Genomic DNA, 21,220 nt, shown 5'->3' on the forward strand with positions numbered 1-21,220 from the left:
AAACGAGAGATCGTATCGCCATGACGAAGTCGTTCGCCAAGACGCCTTGCACCATCGTCACCGGTTTCCTCGGCGCCGGCAAGACCACGCTGGTGCGCAACCTGATCGAGACCGCGAACGGTCGCCGGCTCGCCATCATCGTCAACGAGTTCGGCGATGTCGGCATCGACGGCGACATCCTGAAGGGTTGCGGCGTGCCGGATTGTCCGGAGGATCGCATCGTCGAGCTGTCGAACGGCTGCCTGTGCTGCACCGTTGCCGATGATTTCGTCCCCGCGCTCAGGAGCCTGCTGGATCAGAAGGAGCCGCCTGAGCATATCGTGATCGAGACCTCGGGGCTGGCGCTGCCGAAGCCGCTGGTGCAGGCCTTCAACTGGCCCGAGATCGCGACGCGCGTCACCGTCGACGGCGTCGTTGCGGTCGTCGATGGTCCGGCGGTGGTCGCGGGACGCTTCGCCGACGATCCCGAAGCGCTCGCCGCGCAGCGCGCCACCGATGCGTCGCTCGATCACGACAATCCGCTGGAGGAGGTCTACGAGGACCAGCTGCTGTGCGCCGATCTCGTCGTGATGAACAAGAGCGACCTGATGAGCGAGGAGCAGCGCAAGGACGTCGCCGCCGAGATCGCGGCGAAGGTGCAGCGTGCCGTCAAGGTGATCGCGACGGAGCACGGCAGGCTGTCGGCTTCGGTGCTGCTCGGGCTCGGTGCCGCCGCGGAGGACGATCTCGCGGCCCGGCCGTCGCATCACGACAACGAGGCCGAGCACGATCACGACGATTTCGAGAGTTTCGTGCTTGACGTTCCGGCGCAGGCTTCGCCCGATGCGCTCGTCGACCGCATCGCGGCCGCCGTCGACGCACATGATGTGTTGCGGGTGAAAGGGTTCGTGGAAGTCGCCGGCAAGCCGCTGCGCCTCCTGGTGCAGGCCGTTGGCAGCCGCATCCAGCATCAGTTCGAGCGCCCGTGGCGCTCGGGCGAATCGCGGCAGGGGCGGCTGGTGATCATCGGCGAGCGCGGCCTCGATGCCGCTGCCATCCAGAGCCTGATCACAGGATAGTCACCGATGCACCTGCTGGCGACAACGGGCGCGGATCTCGACGACCTCGAACAGGCCGTGGATCTTGCACAGTCGCCGGCCGAGATCGTCGTGCTGTCGTTCTCGGACACCGACCTGTCGGCGCTGGCCGAAGCCTGGACCGCGTCGTCGGATGAGCTGCCGAGCCTGCGCCTCGCCAGCTTGAAACGGCTGAAGCATCCGATGTCGGTCGATCTCTATGTCGACCGTGTCGTGCTGGGCGCGCGCGCCGTCGTCGTGCGCTGTCTCGGCGGGCTCGACTATTGGCGCTACGGGCTGGAGCGCATCGCATCGCTTTGTCGCAGCCGCCACATCCTGTTCGCGGCACTGCCGGGTGACGATCGCGCCGACGACAGGCTTGCTGAGCTCTCGACCTTGCCGCAGGACGCGACCTCGCGTCTCTACGGTTATCTGCACGAGGGCGGTGTCGGCAATGCGCGCGAGGCCCTGCGCTATCTCGCGACGCTGCTCGGGCGCGACGCGCAGTTTGCCGAACCGATCGCGATCGGTTCGATCGTCGGCTTCAGGCCCGATCGCGGAGCCGTCGGCATCGATGATCTCTGCGGCCATGATGATGCGCGGACGTGCGCGCTGATCGTGTTCTACCGTGCGAGCCTGCTCGCTGCCGATACGGCCGGGATTGCTGAGCTGATGCGGGCGATCGAAGCCAAAGGGCTGGCGGCAGTCGCGGTCGCGGTGACCAGCCTGAAGGATCCCAATATTGGGGATGCACTGGCGCGACTCGTCCAGCGCCGGCGTCCTGCGATCATTTTGAACGCCACCGCGTTCTCGGCGCTGCGCGACGACGGCACCACGGTGCTCGACGTGGCCGATGCACCAGTTCTGCAAATCATCCAGGCGCAGAGCACGGAAGAGGCCTGGGCCTCGTCGGTGCGCGGACTGTCGCCGACGGACCTTGCGATGAATGTCGTGCTACCGGAGCTCGACGGCCGGCTGTTGGCGCGCCCGATTGCGTTCAAGGGCGAGGCGCCGGCGGATGAGCGTCTGCAGTTCAGCGCGATGCGCTATGTGCCTCAACAGGACCGCATTGCTTACGTCGCGCAACTGGCGGCGCGATGGGCGCAATTGCGGGGGCTGCCGGCCAGCGAGCGGCGCGTGGCGCTGATGCTCTCCGATTATCCGTCGCGCGGCGGGCGTCGCGGCTACGCCGTCGGTCTCGACACCAGCGCAAGCGCAGCCGCCATTGCGCGGTTGTTGGCGGAGGCGGGGTACGATATCGGCCGTGTAGCGCCGACCGCGGACGATATCGAAACGCTGCTGCGGGACGAGGCAGATCAGCTCGTGGTGCCGCTCGCGGCCTATCGGTGTGCTCTGGCGCCGTTGCCGGACGATCTGCAGCGTGCGCTACATGACATCTGGGGAGAGGCGGAAGCGGACCCGGCGTTCCGGGATGGCGCCTTCCATTTTCCGGTGCTGCGTGCGGGAAAACTCCTGATCTTGTTGCAACCGGATCGTGGCAGTCGCGCCGATCGCAAGTCCGGTTATCACGACACCAGCGTGCCGCCGCGGCACGCCTATGTCGCGCTCTATGCATATCTGCGAGAGGCCGAGCGGATCGATGCGCTGATTCATCTCGGTGCGCATGGCACGCTGGAATGGCTGCCGGGCAAGGCGCTGGCGCTGTCAAATGCGTGCTGGCCCGAGGCCGTACTGGGCCCGCTGCCGGTGATCTACCCCTTCATCGTCAACAATCCCGGCGAAGCGATGCAGGCCAAGCGGCGGTTGTCGGCACTGACGCTCGGGCATCTGACGCCGCCGCTGTCGCAGGCCGGTCTGCACGGATCCCTGCTGGAGCTGGAGGGGCTGGTCGAGGAATATGCCGAGGCGGATGGCCTCGACAAACGCCGCCTGAAACTGCTCGAGGAGGAGATCGTCGCGCGGGCCTGGCAGGGCGGCCTGGCCGCCGATTGCGGGCTCGACCGTGCCATGACCGGACGCGAGGCGATCGCGCAGCTCGATGCGCAGCTCTGCGACATCAAGGAGCTCGCGGTGCGCGACCGCCTGCACGTGTTTGGGGAGGCGCCCGACACGGCGGCGACCGCCCTGCTGGCCGATGCGATCACGGCGGCGATGGGGCAGGCGGTGACGGTCGATCGCGCCGACATCGCCGCACGGATCGCCGCGAGCGCTGCGGCCGAGCGCAGCGCGTTGCTCGCCGCGCTCGATGGCCGGCGCGTTGCTGCCGGTCCCGCCGGAGCGCCGAGCCGCGGCCGTCTCGACGTGCTGCCCACGGGCCGCAATCTGACCGCGATCGATCCGCGCGCGATCCCGACCCGGACCGCGGCCCTGATCGGCGTACGCGCGGCTGATGAGGTGATCCGGCGCTATTTGCAGGATCATGGCGACTACCCGCGCGCGCTCATGCTCGATCTCTGGGCGTCCGCATCGCTGCGCACGGGCGGCGACGATCTGGCCCAGGCCTTGGCTTATCTCGGCGCGCGGCCGCGCTGGGACCTCAACTCCAATCGGGTCACCGGCGTCGACGTGCTGCCGTTGGCGATGCTCGACCGCCCGCGCATCGATGCGACGCTGCGGATCTCGGGGCTGTTCCGCGACCTGTTCGAAGCGCAGATCGCGCTGTTTGATCTCGCCGTGCAGAAGGTGGCGTCACTCGACGAGGACGATGCCGACAATCCGCTGGCCGCGGCACGGCGGCGCGGCGAGAGCTTGGCGCGCGTGTTCGGCGGCGCGCCCGGCAGCTACGGCGCCGTTGCCGCCGACCTCGCGCTCGGGATGGACTGGACGAGCCGGTCGCAGCTCGGCGAAGCGTATCTTGAGAGCACCGCTTACAGTTTCGGCGGAGCGCATGACGGCGTGTCGGCCTCCGACACGTTCCGCGCCCGCGTCCGCAGCGCCGATGCCCTCGTGCATCCGCAGGACGATCGTGAGCGCGACCTCCTCGATGGCGAGGAGGTGGCCGATTTCGCCGGAGGCTTCGCAGCCGCTGCAGCGTCGCTCGGCGCGTCGCCCGTACTGCTGCATCTCGACACCAGCCGTCCGGAGGCGCCCGCGGCGCGGAGCTTCAGCGAGGAGATTGCCCGCGTGGTGCGCGGCCGTCTCACCAATCCGCGCTGGATCTCGGGAATGCTCGCGCATGGCTATCGCGGCGTCGCCGAGATCGCGCAGGGCGTCGACGCGCTCTACGCCTTTGCGGCTACCTCCGACACCGTTGCCGAGCACCTGTTCGATCTGGCGCATGGCGCGCTGCTGCGTGACGAGGCCGTGCTGGACGGCATGACCGCACGCAATCCCGCGGCCGTCGCCGCGATCGTGGCGCGATTCGAAGACGCGCTGCGTCGGCAGCTGTGGGTGCCACGCCGAAATGCCGTCGCCGATGAGCTTGCGCATGCCCGCACGCGCCTGACGCAAGCGGAGAGCGCGTCATGACCGCCTCGGTCGAGATCAAGGGCTGGTGCCCGGGCGCGCGGCGGCCGATGCCGAGCGGCGACGGCCTCATCGTTCGTGTCCGGCCGCATGGCGGCGCGTTGCCGGTGTCGGCGCTGCGTGAGCTTGCCGAGGCCGCTCGGCGCTACGGCAACGGCCAGATCGACCTCACGCGCCGCGCCAATCTGCAAATACGCGGCGTATCGTCCGAGACGCTCGCGCCGCTGTGGGAGCTGATGGCATCGCTCGGCCTGCTCGATGACAGCGCCGAGCTCGAGGCCATCCGCAACATCGTCGTCAACCCGCTGGCGGGACTCGACCCGGCCGAATGGGTCGACATGCGCCCCGTCGCCGCCGAGCTGGAGACGCTGCTGACCTCGGATCCGGCGCTCCATGCGCTGCCGCCCAAGTTCGGCTTTGCGCTGGACGGCGGCGGCAGGCTGCCGCTGACCGGGCTCGCCGCGGACGTTCGTCTCGTCGCCTGTGGTGGTACTGAGGCGAGGCGGATCGCCGTCGGCATTGCCGGTTCGAACGACTATGTGTGGCTGGGAACGGCAGCCGTGACCGACGCGGCGTCGACGGCCGTTCACCTCGCGCGGCTGGTGCTGCAACACAGCCCGACGCGGCGTTCCGCGACGTTGCAGCCGCAAGCGAGCGCTGCCATCCGCGCCGAACTGGGCCTCGATGTTTCAAACGCCGTCGCGACGGCGTCAGCAACCATTTCGCAGCGACGTTGCGGCGTCATCGCTCTGACGGATCAAATCTGCGCCGTCGGTCTCGGCGTGCCGTTCGGCCGCATTGATAGCGGCACGCTGGCGCGGCTCGCGGCCATGCTTGCGGCACATGATGTCGCCGAGGTCCGCTTGTCGCCATGGCGCGCGCTTTATGTCGCCGCGGGTGCCGTGACCGCGGAGCAACTGGCGGCGGATGCCGCCCGGCTCGGCCTGGTCGTCGACGATGCCGGTCCACTGATGCGCATCGACGCCTGCTCGGGCGTCGGCTGCTGTCCATCGACTGGACTGGCGACGCGACAGCATGCCGGCCTGCTCGCGGATGCGATGGCTCGGACCGGATTCAACGGTACGCTGCACGTCTCCGGCTGCGCCAAGGGCTGCGCACGCTCGGCAGCCGCGGACGTCGTGCTGGTCGGCGAGGGCGAAGGTTATCACGTCGTCCGCAACGGCACGGTGAAGAGCGAGCCCTGCGGCATGCTCGATCCCACCGAGATCGACGTCGACGGGCTGTTCGAAACGAAAGAAAAGGCCGATGTCTGAGCTGCGCGACTACATCAAGGACGGCGCGGAGATCTATCGCCGCTCGTTCGCGACCATCCGCGCCGAGGCCGATCTGTCGCGCTTCCGCGGACTGGAAGAGAAGATCGCCGTGCGCATCATCCATGCCTGCGGCATGGTCGAGATCACCTCCGACATCGCGATGTCCGAACACTTCGCCGCCGCGGCGCGGGAGGCGCTCGATCGTGGCGCGCCGATCCTGTGCGATGCCAAGATGGTGGCGCAGGGGATCACGCGGGCGCGGTTGCCGGCGAGGAACGAGATCATCTGCACGCTCGATGCGCACGAGGTGCCGGCGCTCGCCGCGCAGCTCGGCACGACCCGATCCGCAGCAGCGCTGGAGCTGTGGCGGCCGCACCTCGGCGGCGCCCTGGTGGCGATCGGCAATGCGCCGACGTCGTTGTTTCATCTGCTCGACATGCTCGATCAGGGCGCGCCGCGACCGGCGGCGGTGATCGGAACGGCTGTGGGGTTCGTGGGAGCCCGCGAGTCCAAGGAGGCGCTCGCGGCCGATGGTCGGGTACCGTATCTGGTCGTCAAGGGCCGCAAGGGCGGCAGCGCCATGGCGGTTGCGGCGGTGAATGCGATCGCGAGCGACGTCGAATGATCCTGCTCGACACCATCGCGGGCTCGGCCGATCCGGGTACGCTGTACGGCATCGGCGTCGGTCCGGGCGACGTTCGCTATCTGACCTTGCGCGCCGCTGGTCTGGTTCGGTCCGTCGACGTGGTGGCGTTCTTTGCCAAGCGCGGCATGGAAGGCAACGCGCGCCGGATCGTAGCGCCGTTGATGGAATCCGGCCGCCACGAGCTGCGGCTCGAATATCCGGTCACGGAGGAATTGCCCGTCGCCGACTTGTCCTATCAGTCCCAGATCGCCGATTTCTACCGGCGCGCGTCGGAGAGCATCACCGCGCATCTGGCGGCGGGGCGATCGGTCGGTCTGCTGTCCGAAGGCGACCCGTTCTTCTACGGCTCGTTCATGCATATGTGGCGGCGGCTCGAGCGCGATCATCCGGTCGAGGTCGTCCCGGGCGTCACCGGCATGTCCGGCTGCTGGACCAAGGCCAATGTTCCCATCACCTGGGGCGACGATGTCCTGTCCGTGCTGCCGGGCACGCTGGGCGAGGACGTCCTGCATGACCGGCTGACGCGTTGCGAGGCCGCCGTCATCATGAAGGTCGGGCGCAACCTTGCTAAAGTGAAGCGCGCGATCATCAGCGCCGGATTGCTCGATCGCGCGCTCTATGTCGAGCGCGGCACGATGGAGGCGCAACGTGTCGCGCCGCTGGCCGAGGTCGAACTGGACCGCGGCCCCTATTTCTCGATGATCCTGATCCCCGGACAAGGGCGTCGGCTATGACGGGTACGCTGACGATCGTGGGCGTCGGCCCGGGGCGGGCCGAACTGATCACGCCGGCCGCCGCGGCCGCCATCGCAGGCGCGACCGATCTGATCGGCTATGGACCGTATCTCGACAGGGTGACCACGACGAGTCCGGGTCAAATCCGGCACGCCAGCGACAATCGCGTCGAGCTCGACCGCGCCCGCCACGCACTCGCGCTCGCAAGCGACGGCAAGCAGGTCGCGGTGGTGTCGGGCGGTGATCCCGGCGTGTTCGCGATGGCCGCGGCGGTGTTCGAAGCGGTCGAGGCGGGACCGGCGGCGTGGCGTTACCTCGACATCCGCGTTGAGCCTGGTGTCACCGCGATGCTGGCGGCGGCGGCCGAGGTCGGGGCGCCGCTCGGTGGCGACTTCTGCGCGATCTCGCTGTCCGACAATCTCAAGAGCTGGACGACCATCCGCCGCCGCCTCGAGGCGGCTGCCGCCGCCGACTTCGTCATCGCGCTGTATAATCCGCTGTCCAAGGCGCGACCTCATCAGCTGGGCGAGGCGTTCGCGCTGTTGCGGCGGATCAAGCTGGAGTCGACCGTCGTCGTCATGGTGCGGGCCGCCGGCAGTGGTGATGTCCGACGGATCATCACCACCTTGGGCGAGGTCGATCCCGGCAAGGCGGACATGCGAACGCTCGTGCTGATCGGATCGACCGCCACGCGCCTGATCGCGCGCGAGGGAAAGGCGCCCTACGTCTATACGCTGCGCCGCGAGGTCGAGGGCGGTGCATGAGCCAGTCGTGCCTCCAGCCATTGCAACGCGGCTCGCGCGCCGCCCAGCGCGACGCCCTGCGGCTTGTCGGGTCGGGCGATCATCACCACGGGAATCGCGAGCCGCCGCGCGGCTGCGATCTTCGGATAGGTCGCGGCGCCTCCGGAGTTCTTCGACACCACGAAGGCGATGCGCTCCTGGGTCAGAAAGGCTTCCTCTGTCGCCTCGTCGAAAGGCCCGCGATCGTGGACGAAGCGAATGTCGGGCGGCAACGCGACGTCGCCAGGCGGATCGATGGTTCGCGCGACGTAGTGATGCTGAGGGGCTGCTGCGAAGGCTGCGAGCTCCAGGCGACCAAGGCTGAGGAACACACGCGCCGTATCTGCTCCGAGCGCGGAAGCCGCGTCGTCGGCACTGCTGACCTCGATCCAGCGGTCGCCGTCCTGACGTTGCCATGCCGCGCGCCGGATCGACGCCAGCGGCACCGACAGCGCATGGCAGGCTGCAACCGCATGTCGCGAGATCTGGTCGGCGTAGGGATGCGTGGCATCGACGACGGCGTCAATTGCATGATCGCGCAGCCAGGCTTCCAGTCCGGCGATGCCGCCGAAGCCGCCGATGCGCGTCGGCAGCGGCTGCGGTTTGGGCGAAGCGGTGCGGCCGGCGAGCGAGAGCGTCGCTGCGAACCGGTCGTCGCCGGCGAGCAGCTTCGCCAGCTCCGAAGCCTCGGTCGTCCCGCCGAGAATGAGGATGCGCATGCGGGGCAGGATCCATGGTGAACTCGGCCGCAACTTGCAACGCGCAGCGCTGGCTGTCCATCGTCGGGATTGGCGAGGATGGTGTTGACGGTCTCTCAACGTCTGCACGACGTCTCATCGCGCAGGCGGCGCTCGTGGTCGGCGGCGCGCGCCATCTCGAGCTTGCGGCGCCGTTGATTGCGGGGGAACGGCTGGCGTGGCCCAGCCCGCTGAAGCTCGCGTTCGACCAGATCGCGGCGCGACGGGGAGAGCCCGTCGTCGTTCTCGCAAGCGGCGATCCTTTCAACTACGGCGTCGGCAAGCAGATGATGCAGCGTTTCGCGTCCGCCGAGATGCTTTGCGTCCCGCAGCCCTCGGCCTTCAGCCTCGCGGCGGCACGGCTCGGCTGGCCGCTGCAGGATGTGGCGCAGGTGACGCTGCACGGCCGCCCGCTCGAAGGGATCATCCGCCATCTCGCGCCGGCGGCGCGCATTCTGGCCCTGGCCTGGGACGGTTCCACTGCCGCACGGCTCGCCGCGCTGCTGACCTCACGCCGCATGGGACGCTCGCGCCTGACGGTGCTGGAAGCGATCGGCGGCGCGCACGAACGGGTGCGCAGCGCGTCGGCCGACGCGTTCGATCTCTCTGATATTCATCCGCTGACGACGATCGCGATCGATGTCGACGCGGAGGTTGATGCGCCCGTGATCCCGCTGACCGCCGGTCTTGCCGATGACCTGTTCGAGCATGACGGCCAGTTGACCAAGCGCGAGGTCCGCGCCGTGACGTTGTCGGCCCTGGCGCCGCGTCCGGGCGAGCTGTTGTGGGACGTCGGGCTGGGCTCGGGTTCGGTGGCAATCGAGTGGCTGCTGCGTCATGGCTCGTTGCGCGCAATCGGCATCGAGGCGCGCCAGGACCGGGCCGACCGGGCGATGCGCAACGCGCTGGCGCTCGGCACTCCCGAGCTGACACTGGTGACGGGGCGCGCGCCAGCGGTGCTGGCGGATCTCGAAACGCCGGATGCGGTCTTCATCGGCGGCGGCATTTCGGAAGCGGGGGTGTTCGAAGCCGTCTGGTCGCGGCTGAAACCCGGCGGCCGCCTCGTCGCCAACGTGGTGTCGCTCGAAGGCGAGACGCGGCTGAGCGCGTTGTTCGGCCAGCATGGCGGTGAACTGATCCGCATCGCCGTTTCGCGCATCGAGCCGGTTGGCCGCATGCATGGCTGGCGGCAGGCCATGCCGATCACGCAGTGGCGGGTGACGAAGCCATGATCGCGCTCGGGATTGGTTGCCGGCGTGCCGCCGACGTCGCAGATATCGAGGCGGTCATCGCGCATGCGCTCTCGCTTGCGCGTCTCGCGCCCGCAGACGTGGCGGTGCTCGCCACTGCGGCTGACAAGGCCAGTGAGCCTGGCGTGATCTGCGCCGCGCAGCGGCTTGGCCGTCCGCTCGTCGCCATCGCCTCTGCTGACATGGCGGCTGTTGCCGATCGCGCGATCACGCGGAGCGATCGCGTCAGGTGCTTGAAGGGTGTACCTTCGGTTGCCGAGACGGCGGCGCTCGCTGCCGCCGGCGTGAATGCCCGGCTGATCCTCGTGCGCGTCGCAAACGCCGTAGCGACCTGCGCGGTGGCGGAGGGCGACGGCGCCATTGTTGCGGAGCCTGCCTCATGACGGTGCATTTCGTTGGCGCGGGTCCAGGCGCGCCGGACCTGATCACCTTGCGCGGCCGCGACCTGATCGCGCGCTGCCCGGTGTGTCTCTATGCGGGCTCGCTGGTCCCTCGGGCGCTGCTCGATCATTGTCCACCCGGCGCGCGTATCGTCGACACGGCACCGATGTCGCTCGACGAGATCGTCGCCGAAATCGAGCGCGCCACGCTCGCGGGCGAAGATGTGGCGCGACTGCATTCCGGCGATCTCTCGATCTGGAGCGCACTCGGCGAGCAATTGCGGCGCCTCGATGCGTTGCGGATCCCGTACACGATCACACCGGGCGTGCCGTCGTTCGCGGCGGCTGCCGCCGCGCTTGGCCGCGAACTGACCTTGCCGGGCCTCGCCCAATCGGTGGTGCTCACGCGGACGTCCGGCCGCGCGTCGGCCATGCCGGAGACGGAGCAGCTCTCGCTGTTCGCGCAGTCGCGCGCCACGCTCGCCATCCATCTCTCGATCCACGTTCTCGATAGAGTCGTTGACGAGCTGCGGCCGCATTACGGCGACGACTGCCCGGTGGCGATCGTCTATCGCGCGAGCTGGCCGGATCAGTTGGTCCTGACCGGCACGCTGGCGACGATCGTCGGACAAGCCGCGGCTTCCGCCGTGGAGCGGACCGCGCTGATCCTCGTGGGCCGCGCGCTCGCAGCCGAGGATTTTCGCGACAGCGCGCTGTACGATACCGGCTATCAGCGGCGCTTCCGCGGGAGGGGCGAATGAGCCGGTCCCTGACTTTGTCCCACCAGCCGGCCGTCACGGTCGAACACGGCGACGTCGAGGACCATGTCGTTGTCGCCCAGCGCACGCCGCGCCGTCTTCCAGGCGGCGAGCGCGACGGCCTGGCCGGCGGGAAATCCGACCCGCTCGGCCTCCTGCAGCACCTGCAGCGCGGTGTTGGCCGTGCGTGCGCTCGTGACCAGCGTGGCCGGCGCCCCCGCGTCATGCAGCGTGTTCGCGAGCCAGCCGAGATCGACCTCGCCGGCGCGCGAATGCAGGTCGAGCAGGCCCTGGCCGAGCTTGGTCATCTTGGCGAAGCCGCCGGCCACGGTGACGCGGGCGACCGGATGCCGGCGCAGATATTTCAACATGCCGCCGGCGAAATCGCCCATGTCGATCAGCGCCGTCTCCGGCAGGCCATGGAGCTGCTGCACGGCCTTCTCGGACGTGCTTCCCGTCGCGCCGGCGATGTGCGGCAGGCCAGCCGCGCGCGCGACGTCGATACCGCGATAGATGGAGTGGATCCAGGCAGCACAACTGAACGGCACCACGATTCCCGTGGTTCCGAGGATCGACAGGCCGCCGACAATGCCGAGCCGCGGGTTCAGCGTCTTCCTGGCGAGCTCCTCGCCGCCGGGAATGGAGATCTCGACGGCCACATCGCGCGCCGCGCCGAGCGCTGCAGCGGCCTCATTGATCGCCGCCGCGATCATCTCGCGCGGCACCGGATTGATCGCAGGTTCTCCCGGCGGCAGCGGCAATCCCGGTCGCGTCACTGTGCCGACGCCGGGGCCGGCGCGGAACGTCACGCCGGAATTGTCTGCACCGCGCCGCAAAGTCGCTTTGACCAGCGCACCGTGCGTGACATCGGGATCGTCGCCGGCGTCCTTCACCACGCCCGCGGTTGCCTTGGTGCCGTCGGCCTCATGCATCGCGATCGCAAAGCCGACGCGACGTCCGCCGGGCAAGGCGATCTCGACCATGGCAGGACAGTTGCCCGTGATCAGCAGCTCGTAGGCGGCGCGCGCCGCAGCCGTGGCGCAGCTGCCGGTCGTCCAGCCACGCTTCAGCGGTCGGTTCGGCGGATCCGCAGTTTCCTTCATGTCCGTTCGCATAGCACATTTTGCCATGCCTCGGCGGCGTTGCGGCCATGACCATGGTGGCGCCCAACGGAATCATCGTCGCCGCGCCGCGTTCCGGCGCCGGCAAGACGACGGTCACGCTCGGGCTGTTGCGTGCGCTCAGCCGGCGCGGCGCGCGCGTGCAACCCTTCAAATGCGGCCCGGACTATATCGATCTTGCCTATCACACGGCCGCTGCAGGACGGACGAGCTACAATCTCGACGGCTGGGCGATGTCGGCGCGGCAACTGCTCGGGCTTGCCTGCAGCGTTGCCGCCGACGCCGATATCGCCATCATCGAGGGCGTCATGGGCCTGTTCGATGGTGCGTCACATCCCGGGCGCGCGGGCAGCGGCTCGGCCGCGGATCTCGCAGCCCTGACCGGCTGGCCGGTCGTGCTCGTTCTCGATGTCAGCGGACAGACCGAGACGGCCGCCGCCGTCGCGCTCGGCTGCGCGCGTTTTCGCGACGATGTTCGCGTGGCCGGGGTGATCCTCAATCGGGTCGCGAGCGAGCGCCACCGAGCGCTCATCGAGCCGGCGTTCGCGGCTATCGGAATCAAGGTCCTCGGCGCTCTGGCGCGGGACGCGCAATTGACCTTGCCGGAACGTCATCTCGGCCTGGTCCAGGCCCAGGAGATCACGGCCATCGAGGCCCATCTCGAGCGTCTCGCGGCCAGCGTGTCCGGATCGGTCGATCTCGACGCGCTGCTCGCTCTCGCGAACCCGATCCGCGCGCCCGATCTGGCGGCGCAGACATCCAGCCTCGGCCTCAAACCGCCCGGACAGCGCATCGCGTTCGCAGCAGATGCCGCCTTCTCGTTCAGCTATCCGCACCTCCTCCGGCACTGGCGCGCTCAGGCCGCGGAGACCATTCCGTTCTCGCCGTTGAACGACGAGGCTCCCGATCCCGCAGCCGACGCGGTCTGGCTGCCAGGCGGCTATCCCGAATTGCACGCGGGACGGTTGGCCTCGGCGCGGTCGTTCCTCGATGCGTTGCGCGCGATGGCGTTACGCGGCGTGCCGATCCACGGTGAGTGCGGCGGCTACATGACGCTGGGGACAGGACTCGAGGATGCTCACGGTGTCCGGCATGCGATGGCCGGGCTGCTGTCGCTGGAAACGTCGTTCGCGCGCCGCCGCCTGCATCTCGGCTATCGTCAAGCGACGCTCTTGGCCGACTGCAGTCTCGGCGGAAGAGGGGCCGTCGTTCACGGTCACGAATTCCACTATGCAACCATCCTGAGCGAGGCAGACGATCCGCTGATCGCGTGCCGCGATGCGTCGGGCGGCGTTGTCGCCGAGCGCGGCGCCCGGCGCGGGTCGGTGACCGGATCGTTCCTGCATGTCCTGAGCGGGGAGGGCGCATGAGCGAGCCAGGCCGAAGCCCTCCGCAGTTCGACGCGACATTCCGGCAGCGCTTTGCCGAGCTGGTGCGCTGGCGTCGCGACGTCCGCCGTTTCCGCGCCGATCCGGTCTCCCCAGAGCTGATCGAACAGTTGCTCGCGCTCGCGTCCCATGCGCCATCCGTCGGCTTCTGCCAGCCCTGGCGGTTCGTGCTCGTCGAGAGCCCTGAACGCCGCGCGACGGTCATCGAGAACTTCCAGCACGCGAACCAGGCCGCGCTCGCCGGCTATGATGGTGAGCGCCGCGCGCTCTATGCAAGGCTCAAGCTGGAAGGCTTGACGCAGGCGCCGGTCCATCTCGCAGTCTGTGCCGACGAGGGCGCTGCCACCGGTCATCGTCTCGGCCGCGCCACGATGCCGGAAACGCTCCGCTACTCGGTGGTGGCCGCGATCCAGACGTTCTGGCTGGCAGCGCGCGCGGAAGGTCTCGGCGTCGGCTGGGTGTCGATCCTGGACCCGGCGGCTGTCTGTCGTGAACTCGAGTTGCCGTCCGACTGGAGCCTGATTGCGTATCTTTGCGTCGGCTGGCCGCAGGAGGAGCATGACGATCCCGAGTTGGAACGTCACGGCTGGGAAACGCGGCTCGACCAGACCGTGATCAAGCCGCTCAAGCGCTAGTCACGATGCGAGCGCCAGCGCCGGTGCGTCAACCGTCATCGGCTCGCCGACAGCGTCCGCGGCGCGCATGAGCTGAAACCGTGTGCCGTGCAGGTTGAGGGTCAGTGGAATGCCGCGGAAATCGTCGTGAAAGGCGCGGATGCGGCGCGCCATGTCGGCCGGATCGATGTCGACGGGCATGTCGCACATGGCGGCGTACATCTGCCGGGTGCTCTTCGCGCCGCTCCAACCGGTGCCGAGTGCCGGCAGGGGGCCGGCATGGCAGGCGAGGTCGCGCGACATCCGCCAGAACAGATAGGCGAGCCGCACGAACGTCATCTGTTCCAAGCCGCGGACATCCACGCCTTGCGGGATGTCGAACGTCTCGACACCGACGATCGCGCCGCAGTCGACCCGGGTCTCCATCGCATGGGCCGTCGCGCCGAAGCGCGTCGCACCGTCGTACATCGCGAAATGGGCCGGTGCCCAGCCGGGATAATCCGGCGGGCCCGGATGAAAATTGTACGCGCCGTGGCCGAGCGCCTGAAGGATGGCGGCGGGCACGATGACGCCGGTCGTGAAGGCAAGCAGGCGGGATCTGCCGAGCACGTCGCGCTCGATGGCTTCGATGTCCTGCAGGCTGACCGCGAAACGGAATGCGAGGGCAGGGTTGTGCGCCCGCAGGAGCTCCGACAATGCGAGCTGCTGGTCGCGGCTGCCGGTGAGAAGGATGATGGTGTCGAACATGATTTGTCCTGGCTGGCGTCAGTGGCGATGGGCGTTGAAGCTGGCGGGCCGGCGCGTCGCTTCCGAGGCGGCGGTGGCGGCGAACAGATCCGCCGGCAGTTCCTGACCGGGGATGATCTCGAGCACCATGTTGTCGGCCAGCAAAGCGGCCTCCCTCGCGATGCGAACCTCCGGCGGCCACGAGCACAGCGAAAGCTCGAGGCGGCCAAAGCCGCCGCAATCGGCGACGAAGGCGCTCGTCAGCCTCTCGATGCTGTCAGCCGTTGCGCGTGCGCTACTGCGTTCGACGTCGCGCAGGATGACCGTGATGCCCCGGTCGGACTTCACTCTCGAGCGCACCACGAGCAGCGACTCCAGCGCGCCGACGCGCCCAGCCCGCCGCGGCGACCGCGCCACCTCGGCGAAGTCCGGGTCGGGACCAAGATCAGCCTTGGTCGGCTTCAGATTGTGCACGATCGTCGCGTTGCGGACCCCGGCTTCCCCTGCAACGGCATGAAAGCTGCGGGGAAGCCAGACCGTGTCGAGCGCGATCTGAGACGTTACCGCACTCCAGGCCTGGTCGATCAGATAGCCGCCCCAGACATCGGGGTATGACGAGGCGATCTGACGCCAGGTCGTCAGCATTGTCTCGGCCGCCTCGGAGCGACCGAAATAGAGGGTGCGCGGCGACATCTCCCAGCCGTTCCACTTATGGACGGCGAAGTCGCAGCCCGTCAGATGAGGAAGGTCCGGGGAGGCTTGAAACATCACGTCGGCCTCGACGTACAACAGCGGCTCGCGGTGACGCTGCCACATCCGCGCGATGAAGTCGGCCTTGTCGGCAGCGCTCAGACGCTCGCCGGGGCGTCGATCGATCGCCTCGATGTCGAATGGGAGCCCGAACCGCTGCAGCGAGCGTCTGAGATGATAGACGTGCAGGTCGCCGACCGTCGTTGGATGGCAGGACACGACGCGCATCGCGGCTGCGGGTGCCGCCTCCGGAGCAGGCCAGTCGCGGCCGCCCCACCACAATTCATGCGGACCGTCGGCTGAGGTGCCGACGGTACCGAACGCGGTCAACTTGGATTTCAGGAAATCGAACGCAGGATTCTCGCCGAAGGGGATGACCACGGCGTCATACGTTGTCAACGAGCCGTGCAGCAGTTCGGCACCCGCGCCCGTTGGCGGGTCGAGCAGGACGACCGTACGGCCACGGCCAAGCGACGGACGGTCGCCGCAGTGAATCGGCGGCCCGAACGTCCGCGACAGCCATTGGAGACGACGACCTTGCTGCTGACCGAGCTTGACGCCGAGAGCGCGCAGGGCTTGCACCGGGTCGTCGTCAATGGTCTTCGGGTCTTGTCGCGTCATGCCGGGTCCTCCTGCACAATCAAACGGACCACGTCAGCCAATCAGGCGCGTCGATCGCGCATGTGCTTGCGCCGATGACTTGCGATGATGCGCGTAGGACGAGGCTCTCAGCACGGAAAACGCGAACTTCGTTTCGCAATGTTGCCGGGCGCGCCGCTCGAAACCCCAACGGTTGAATCGACATCGCGATTGCAGGAGCAGAAGTACGAGCATTCGCGTCCCGTCTGATCAAGTTGACCAGCACTGACGTGAGCGATTGGGCGCGCAAAAGCGATCGCTGCGCGGATCCCGCGCTTCGCGCTGATACATTGAACGCAACTCCGCTCCGGAGAGTCTGTATCGATCGAAACATTCAGCAACATTCGGTGACGCTATGGACATCGATGGACATCCAGGCGCGTGTCGATGGCGCGCGACGCATCACGTCGTTCGCTTCATTTGTCGCGTCATCAGCAACTACAACGTAAGAACGCGACAGATCAGGCGCGTCATGTCGCAAAAATCGTCACGCGATTCAAAAATCGCGTCTGCGGCAACTGACAGAGTCGAAAAATGAGATAATTTCGTCGAGGTGATTCGGAAAAAATTGCCGGGCGAGATGATCGTTTCGCAAGAATTCCGGACCTTGCGCGAGCGCGGATTTGGCGTGCGCGGTACGCATCCACGGATGCTGTTAGTAAGCGTTGCGGCTCGCGTTTTCTGCTGAATTCGTCTTCCGGAATGAAATCCCCGCCATGCCGAACATCGGCCTTTCCTTCTCAACGACCGTCGAGCGCTCGATCCGAGTGCGGCAGAATTTGCCTGTCCCTAGGCAAAACATTCCATCTAACTACCTGAAAAGTCACAAAAAATCTTCGCCTGCTTCTCTCGATCGCAGCGTTCAACGATCGGAAGCCGTCTGCGAATTGCGTAGTCGGCATTGCGGGTTGGAGATTCGGAAATGAGCTACGCGCTGGACGTCTGGGCCCCGGCCGATGGCGTATCTTCGAAGGAGCCGGAGGCGCCGGACGTTGCGACGCTGCTGTCGAGCGAGTCGGCCAGCACCGTTCCCGACTCCGCGCCGCCAGGCGAGGCTGCGATCTTTGACGAGGACAAGGATCTGCTCGACCGGCTGGCCACCGGAGAGGAACTCGCATTTCGTCTCCTCGTCGAGCGCCACATCGACCGCGCCTATGCGATTGCGTTGCGCATCGTCGGCAATGCTGCCGATGCAGAGGACGTCGTGCAGGATACGATGTTGAAGGTCTGGACGCACCGCGGGCGGTGGCAGCACGGCCGCGCCAAATTCTCGACCTGGCTCTATCGCGTCGTCAGCAACCGCTGCATCGACATCCGGCGCAAGCCGCGGACCGAGAATGTCGATGTGGTGCCCGAGGTTGCGGACGGCAAGCCGGATGCAGTGAGCGTCATCGAGCGTGCGGAGCTCAGCGACCTCCTGGAGGGAGCGATGCAGCGGCTTCCGGAACAGCAACGGATCGCTGTGATCCTGTCGTATCACGAGAACATGAGCAACGGTGAGATCGCCGAGGTGATGGACACGACAGTGGCCGCCGTGGAGTCGCTGTTGAAACGGGGACGCCAGCATCTGCGCGACATGCTGCGGCGTCACGAGCGCGACATTCGCGGCGCCTTCACGGATTGCTAACCATAAAAATCCCGTCGCGGGAGAATTCCCGCCTGATTCCCTCAGGCGCTTCCGTTTGATCGGTCAGACGGGGCCGATCCGCACCGTCAGTCCTTCCACGATGCGGCGTGCTTTGCCGATCACTCAGGAGTCCTCACCGTGCCCGCAATTTCCACCAACATCGCCGCCAACTCCGCCGTCCGCTACCTGAACATCAACTCCAACCAGGAGACGAGCTCGCTCTCCAAGCTGTCGAGCGGTTCGCGCATCACATCAGCCTCGGACGACGCGGCCGGTCTCGCCATTTCGACGCGCATCTCGTCGGACATCACCACGCTGCAGCAGGCCGCGACCAACACGGCGCAGGCGACGTCGATCCTGCAGACCGCGGATGGTGGCGCATCCAACATCAGCGACATCCTGGCGCGCATGAAGTCGCTGGCCTCCGAGTCCGCATCGGGCACCACGGTCGGAACCAGCCGCACCTACATCCAGTCGGAATTCTCGCAGCTCACCAGTGAAATCTCGTCGATCGCGACCGGAACGCGCTATAGCGGCCAGAGCCTGCTCGACGGCACGAGCACCTTCTCGTCGGGCGTCTCGGTCCTGGTCGGCTCGTCCGCGTCCGACACCATCAACATCACGCTGTCGGATCTCACCGCGAGCACGCTCGGCGTCTCGTCGCTCGACGTCAGCACCCAGACCGGCGCGACCGCAGCCTTGACCGCTCTCGACACCGCGATCGACACCGTGTCGAAGGCCCGCGCCGACATCGGCGCGCAGGAGTCGCGCTTCAACTTCTCGGCCGACTCGATCTCCACGCAGACGCAGAACCTGCAATCGGCCAATTCCGCGATCAAGGACGTCGACATCGCGTCCGAGCAGGCGAAGCTGTCGTCGGCGCAGGTGAAGACCCAGGCCGCGGTGTCGGCGGAAGCCGCCGCCAACCAGATCCCGCAGTACCTCCTGAAGCTGCTGGGCTGAGCCGTGATCTGCCGGGCCGGCGCCTCGCCGGTCCGGCTTTTTCCTTGGAGGACGACGACGGATGACGGTGAGCAGCGCAACCTCGAGCACGAGCAGCACGACGTCGTCGTCTTCATCATCGTCGACGAGCTCGAGCAGCTCGCTCACGACGTCGGGCACGAGCACGACGAGCACGATCGACTGGACCGCGCTGATCGAGTCGGCCGTCAATGTCAAGCTCACCCAGGCGACCCAGATCTCGACCAAGATCACGGCCAATGAGGCCAAGATCACGGCGTATCAGACGCTGCAGACCGCGCTGAAGACGCTGTCATCTGGATTGTCGTCACTGGCGACGTCGATGGTGAACTCGCTTGCGACCAACGCCTTCGCCACGCGGGCCGCCACCATCAGCGCTACCGGCGACGTCAGCGCCTCATCGGCTCTGTCGATGTCGGTGAGCAACGGAGCCGCGACCGGCAGCCACACGCTGACGATCAGCCAGGTCGCCACGGCTCACAAGGTGACGGGCGCGACGCAGTCGAGCCAGACCGCGGCACTCGGCTATTCCGGTACGTTCTCGCTCGGCCTGTCCGGGGGCAGCACGGCCGACATCACCATCACCAGCGGCATGTCGCTGCAGGATGTCGTCGACGCGATCAATGCCCAGAGCTCCACGACCAATGTCGAGGCGTCGATCGTCCAGGTATCGAGCGGGTCCTATCAGCTGGTGTTGACGGGGACCCAGGATGCCGCGGACATTACCTATGCAAGCTCGTCCGGGGACGACATCCTCAACAAGCTCGGGGTGACCGACAGCTCGGGAGCCTTCGCGACGGTGCTGCAGACCGCGCAGGCAGCGGAATTCACGCTCGATGGGATCAGCCTGACGCGCGATACCAACGACATCGCCGACGTTCTCAGCGGCGTCACCTTCGACCTGCTGCAGGCGACCCCGTCCGGAACGACGCTGACCGTCACGATCGGGACGGACACGAGCCAGATCTCGTCGGCATTGCAGACATTCGTTACCGACTACAATGCATTCCGCGATGCTGTGATCGCGCAGCAGACCACCAATTCAGACGGGACGGCGTCCTCGAGCTCCGTCCTGTTCGGCGACGGCACCATGCGCGACATCATGAATTCGCTTCAGGCCGTGCTCGGAACCTCGGTCGGCGGGTTGACGATGGCCGACCTTGGCCTGTCGTTCAACGAGAAGAACGAGCTCGAACTCGATACCAGCACGCTGTCGACGATCCTCAGCACCAATCTGAGCGGCGTGACGACGTTGTTGTCGGCGCAGACCAAGACCTCGTCGAGCCAGCTCAGCGTGGTCAATACCGGGTCGTCGCCGCAGTCGTTCACCCTTGATCTGACGGTGGATTCGTCGGGAAATCTTTCGGCGGCGTCCGTCGGTGGCGACAGCTCCCTGTTCACGGTGAGCGGCAACACGATCGTGGGCAATTCCGGGACGATCTATGCCGGGATGGCCTTCACCTATGCCGGCTCGACGTCGCAATCGATCACCGTGACCTCCACACAGGGGCTCGCGACCCAGATCTACCAGATCGCCAAGACCGCATCATCCAGCACGGGATCGCTGCAGACGCTGATCGATAATCTGACCTCGCAGGACGACACGATGCAGGCCAAGGTCGATGACATCAAGAGCTCGGCCGCCACGTTCCAGACGCAGCTTACGGCGCAGTACGCCAAATATCAGGCTGCGATCGAGAGCGCCAACAACACGCTCACTTATCTGAAAGCCCTTCTCAACGCGAGTTCGAGTAACTGATGACCCAGAATTCGATGGCGCAATTCGCAAGTCAGGCCTATCGCGGCGCTGCGGTGGCCGTTCCGCCGCTGCGGGCCGTCATCATGCTGCTCAACGGAGCGATGATGAGCTTGCAGAAGTCGCTGCAGGCGCAGGAGGCTCGCCGCTTCGAGGAGGGGCACATCCATGTGACCCGGGCGACGGCCATTCTGCGCGGATTGAGCCTTCACCTCGATCCGACGCGCGGCGGGCCGGTCGCCGACCAGCTGTTCGGAACCTACAACGCCCTGATCGTGGCCGCGCTGCGGGCCTACGGTCGACCTCACATGCGCGAGAATTTCCAGCGGATCACCGAAAGTCTGCTGGAACTGCGGGAGGCGTGGGAGGCTGTCGAGGCGGCAACCCGGGGAAAGCGAGCGGCCGGTGATTCGGCCAACCCTCGGTAGCTTTGGCGAATCAGGCCCCTGCCGCACCGCGGAAATCTTGGGAAACGGATCAGAAACGGGCTGCATTGTCTCCCGTTTCGGTATCCAGTGCGGCCTCGCGTGCATACGGCTCCCGAAAAGTACGGAGTTTTCCGTGTCCGGTTGCGGT

Annotated in this window: 19 protein-coding genes; 15 read left to right on the forward strand and 4 right to left on the reverse strand. The window is 67.0% G+C overall.

From position 1 onward, the window contains the following. The first annotated feature begins 20 nt into the window (after nucleotides 1-20). The 6 genes from cobW to cobJ are packed head-to-tail and all read left to right on the forward strand — an operon-like array spanning nucleotide 21 to nucleotide 7,899. A complete protein-coding gene (cobW, locus tag ACQR0W_RS32185; protein WP_315718434.1) occupies nucleotides 21-1,058 on the forward strand; it encodes a cobalamin biosynthesis protein CobW in 1,038 nt (345 codons plus the stop codon). A 6-nt stretch (nucleotides 1,059-1,064) separates the two neighbouring features. After that, the gene (cobN, locus tag ACQR0W_RS32190; protein ID WP_434840889.1) at nucleotides 1,065-4,484 is read left to right on the forward strand and encodes a cobaltochelatase subunit CobN; all 3,420 of its coding nucleotides are present in this window, start codon (nucleotides 1,065-1,067) and stop codon (nucleotides 4,482-4,484) included. Beyond that, nucleotides 4,481-5,755: a precorrin-3B synthase gene (gene cobG, locus ACQR0W_RS32195; RefSeq protein WP_316171920.1), complete on the forward strand. Its 1,275-nt coding sequence runs from the start codon at nucleotides 4,481-4,483 to the stop codon at nucleotides 5,753-5,755. The genes cobN and cobG overlap by 4 nt, the downstream gene beginning before the upstream one ends. After that, nucleotides 5,748-6,380, forward strand: coding sequence for a precorrin-8X methylmutase (locus tag ACQR0W_RS32200; protein WP_316171921.1), 633 nt, complete (start codon nucleotides 5,748-5,750; stop codon nucleotides 6,378-6,380). The genes cobG and ACQR0W_RS32200 overlap by 8 nt, the downstream gene beginning before the upstream one ends. Further along, entirely contained in the window at nucleotides 6,377-7,135 is a 759-nt protein-coding gene (locus ACQR0W_RS32205) for a precorrin-2 C(20)-methyltransferase (protein ID WP_316171922.1), read from the forward strand. Before ACQR0W_RS32200 ends, ACQR0W_RS32205 begins: the two co-directional genes overlap by 4 nt. Further along, the gene (gene cobJ, locus ACQR0W_RS32210; RefSeq protein ID WP_316171923.1) at nucleotides 7,132-7,899 is read left to right on the forward strand and encodes a precorrin-3B C(17)-methyltransferase; all 768 of its coding nucleotides are present in this window, start codon (nucleotides 7,132-7,134) and stop codon (nucleotides 7,897-7,899) included. Before ACQR0W_RS32205 ends, cobJ begins: the two co-directional genes overlap by 4 nt. On the opposite strand, the gene ACQR0W_RS32215 is transcribed toward cobJ, so the two are convergent. Next, nucleotides 7,863-8,636 carry a cobalt-precorrin-6A reductase gene (locus ACQR0W_RS32215; RefSeq protein WP_316171924.1) on the reverse strand — a complete coding sequence of 258 codons (774 nt, stop codon included), beginning with the start codon at nucleotides 8,634-8,636 and terminating at the stop codon, nucleotides 7,863-7,865. The genes cobJ and ACQR0W_RS32215 overlap by 37 nt on opposite strands. Nucleotides 8,637-8,650: 14 nt before the next feature. Here ACQR0W_RS32215 and cbiE point away from each other — a divergent pair, with 14 nt between their 5' ends. Genes cbiE through cobM form a run of 3 tightly spaced genes read left to right on the forward strand, consistent with a single transcriptional unit; the run spans nucleotide 8,651 to nucleotide 11,045 of the window. Next, nucleotides 8,651-9,886, forward strand: a complete 1,236-nt coding sequence (gene cbiE / locus ACQR0W_RS32220) for a precorrin-6y C5,15-methyltransferase (decarboxylating) subunit CbiE (RefSeq protein ID WP_315754517.1) — start codon at nucleotides 8,651-8,653, stop codon at nucleotides 9,884-9,886. Beyond that, nucleotides 9,883-10,287: a cobalamin biosynthesis protein gene (locus ACQR0W_RS32225; protein ID WP_316171925.1), complete on the forward strand. Its 405-nt coding sequence runs from the start codon at nucleotides 9,883-9,885 to the stop codon at nucleotides 10,285-10,287. The genes cbiE and ACQR0W_RS32225 overlap by 4 nt, the downstream gene beginning before the upstream one ends. Beyond that, on the forward strand, nucleotides 10,284-11,045 hold the full coding sequence (gene cobM / locus ACQR0W_RS32230; protein WP_315718443.1) for a precorrin-4 C(11)-methyltransferase: 762 nt from the start codon (nucleotides 10,284-10,286) through the stop codon (nucleotides 11,043-11,045). Before ACQR0W_RS32225 ends, cobM begins: the two co-directional genes overlap by 4 nt. Here the strand turns inward: cobM and ACQR0W_RS32235 are convergent. Further along, on the reverse strand, nucleotides 11,015-12,145 hold the full coding sequence (locus ACQR0W_RS32235) for a cobalt-precorrin-5B (C(1))-methyltransferase (protein WP_316171926.1): 1,131 nt from the start codon (nucleotides 12,143-12,145) through the stop codon (nucleotides 11,015-11,017). The two genes, cobM and ACQR0W_RS32235, sit on opposite strands and share 31 nt — an antisense overlap. Nucleotides 12,146-12,192: 47 nt before the next feature. On the opposite strand from ACQR0W_RS32235, the gene ACQR0W_RS32240 reads away from it, so the two are divergent. Both ACQR0W_RS32240 and bluB read left to right on the forward strand, forming a co-directional pair. Further along, on the forward strand, nucleotides 12,193-13,533 hold the full coding sequence (locus ACQR0W_RS32240; protein ID WP_315828422.1) for a cobyrinate a,c-diamide synthase: 1,341 nt from the start codon (nucleotides 12,193-12,195) through the stop codon (nucleotides 13,531-13,533). After that, complete coding sequence (gene bluB, locus ACQR0W_RS32245) at nucleotides 13,530-14,186, forward strand: 5,6-dimethylbenzimidazole synthase (RefSeq protein ID WP_315754509.1); 657 nt, start codon at nucleotides 13,530-13,532, stop codon at nucleotides 14,184-14,186. Before ACQR0W_RS32240 ends, bluB begins: the two co-directional genes overlap by 4 nt. Here the strand turns inward: bluB and ACQR0W_RS32250 are convergent, their stop codons facing one another. Both ACQR0W_RS32250 and ACQR0W_RS32255 read right to left on the reverse strand, forming a co-directional pair. Beyond that, nucleotides 14,187-14,912, reverse strand: coding sequence for a formyltransferase family protein (locus ACQR0W_RS32250; protein ID WP_315828421.1), 726 nt, complete (start codon nucleotides 14,910-14,912; stop codon nucleotides 14,187-14,189). It abuts the gene before it with no gap. 18 nt (nucleotides 14,913-14,930) lie between these two features. After that, a complete protein-coding gene (locus ACQR0W_RS32255; RefSeq protein ID WP_315828420.1) occupies nucleotides 14,931-16,262 on the reverse strand; it encodes a hypothetical protein in 1,332 nt (443 codons plus the stop codon). 940 nt (nucleotides 16,263-17,202) lie between these two features. Here ACQR0W_RS32255 and ACQR0W_RS32260 point away from each other — a divergent pair. The 4 genes from ACQR0W_RS32260 (at nucleotide 17,203) to fliS (ending at nucleotide 21,072) form a co-directional block, all read left to right on the forward strand. Continuing rightward, entirely contained in the window at nucleotides 17,203-17,907 is a 705-nt protein-coding gene (locus tag ACQR0W_RS32260) for an RNA polymerase sigma factor (RefSeq protein ID WP_315754502.1), read from the forward strand. A 138-nt stretch (nucleotides 17,908-18,045) separates the two neighbouring features. Next, a complete protein-coding gene (locus ACQR0W_RS32265) occupies nucleotides 18,046-18,870 on the forward strand; it encodes a flagellin (RefSeq protein ID WP_315718450.1) in 825 nt (274 codons plus the stop codon). A gap of 61 nt (nucleotides 18,871-18,931) precedes the next feature. Further along, entirely contained in the window at nucleotides 18,932-20,647 is a 1,716-nt protein-coding gene (fliD, locus tag ACQR0W_RS32270; protein WP_315828419.1) for a flagellar filament capping protein FliD, read from the forward strand. Next, nucleotides 20,647-21,072 (forward strand): flagellar export chaperone FliS, encoded by a 426-nt coding sequence (fliS, locus tag ACQR0W_RS32275; RefSeq protein ID WP_315828418.1) that lies wholly within the window; start codon nucleotides 20,647-20,649, stop codon nucleotides 21,070-21,072. Before fliD ends, fliS begins: the two co-directional genes overlap by 1 nt. Nucleotides 21,073-21,220: the final 148 nt, after the last annotated feature.

Source organism: Bradyrhizobium sp. HKCCYLRH1034 (genome assembly GCF_051168375.1).
GTDB lineage: Bacteria > Pseudomonadota > Alphaproteobacteria > Rhizobiales > Xanthobacteraceae > Bradyrhizobium.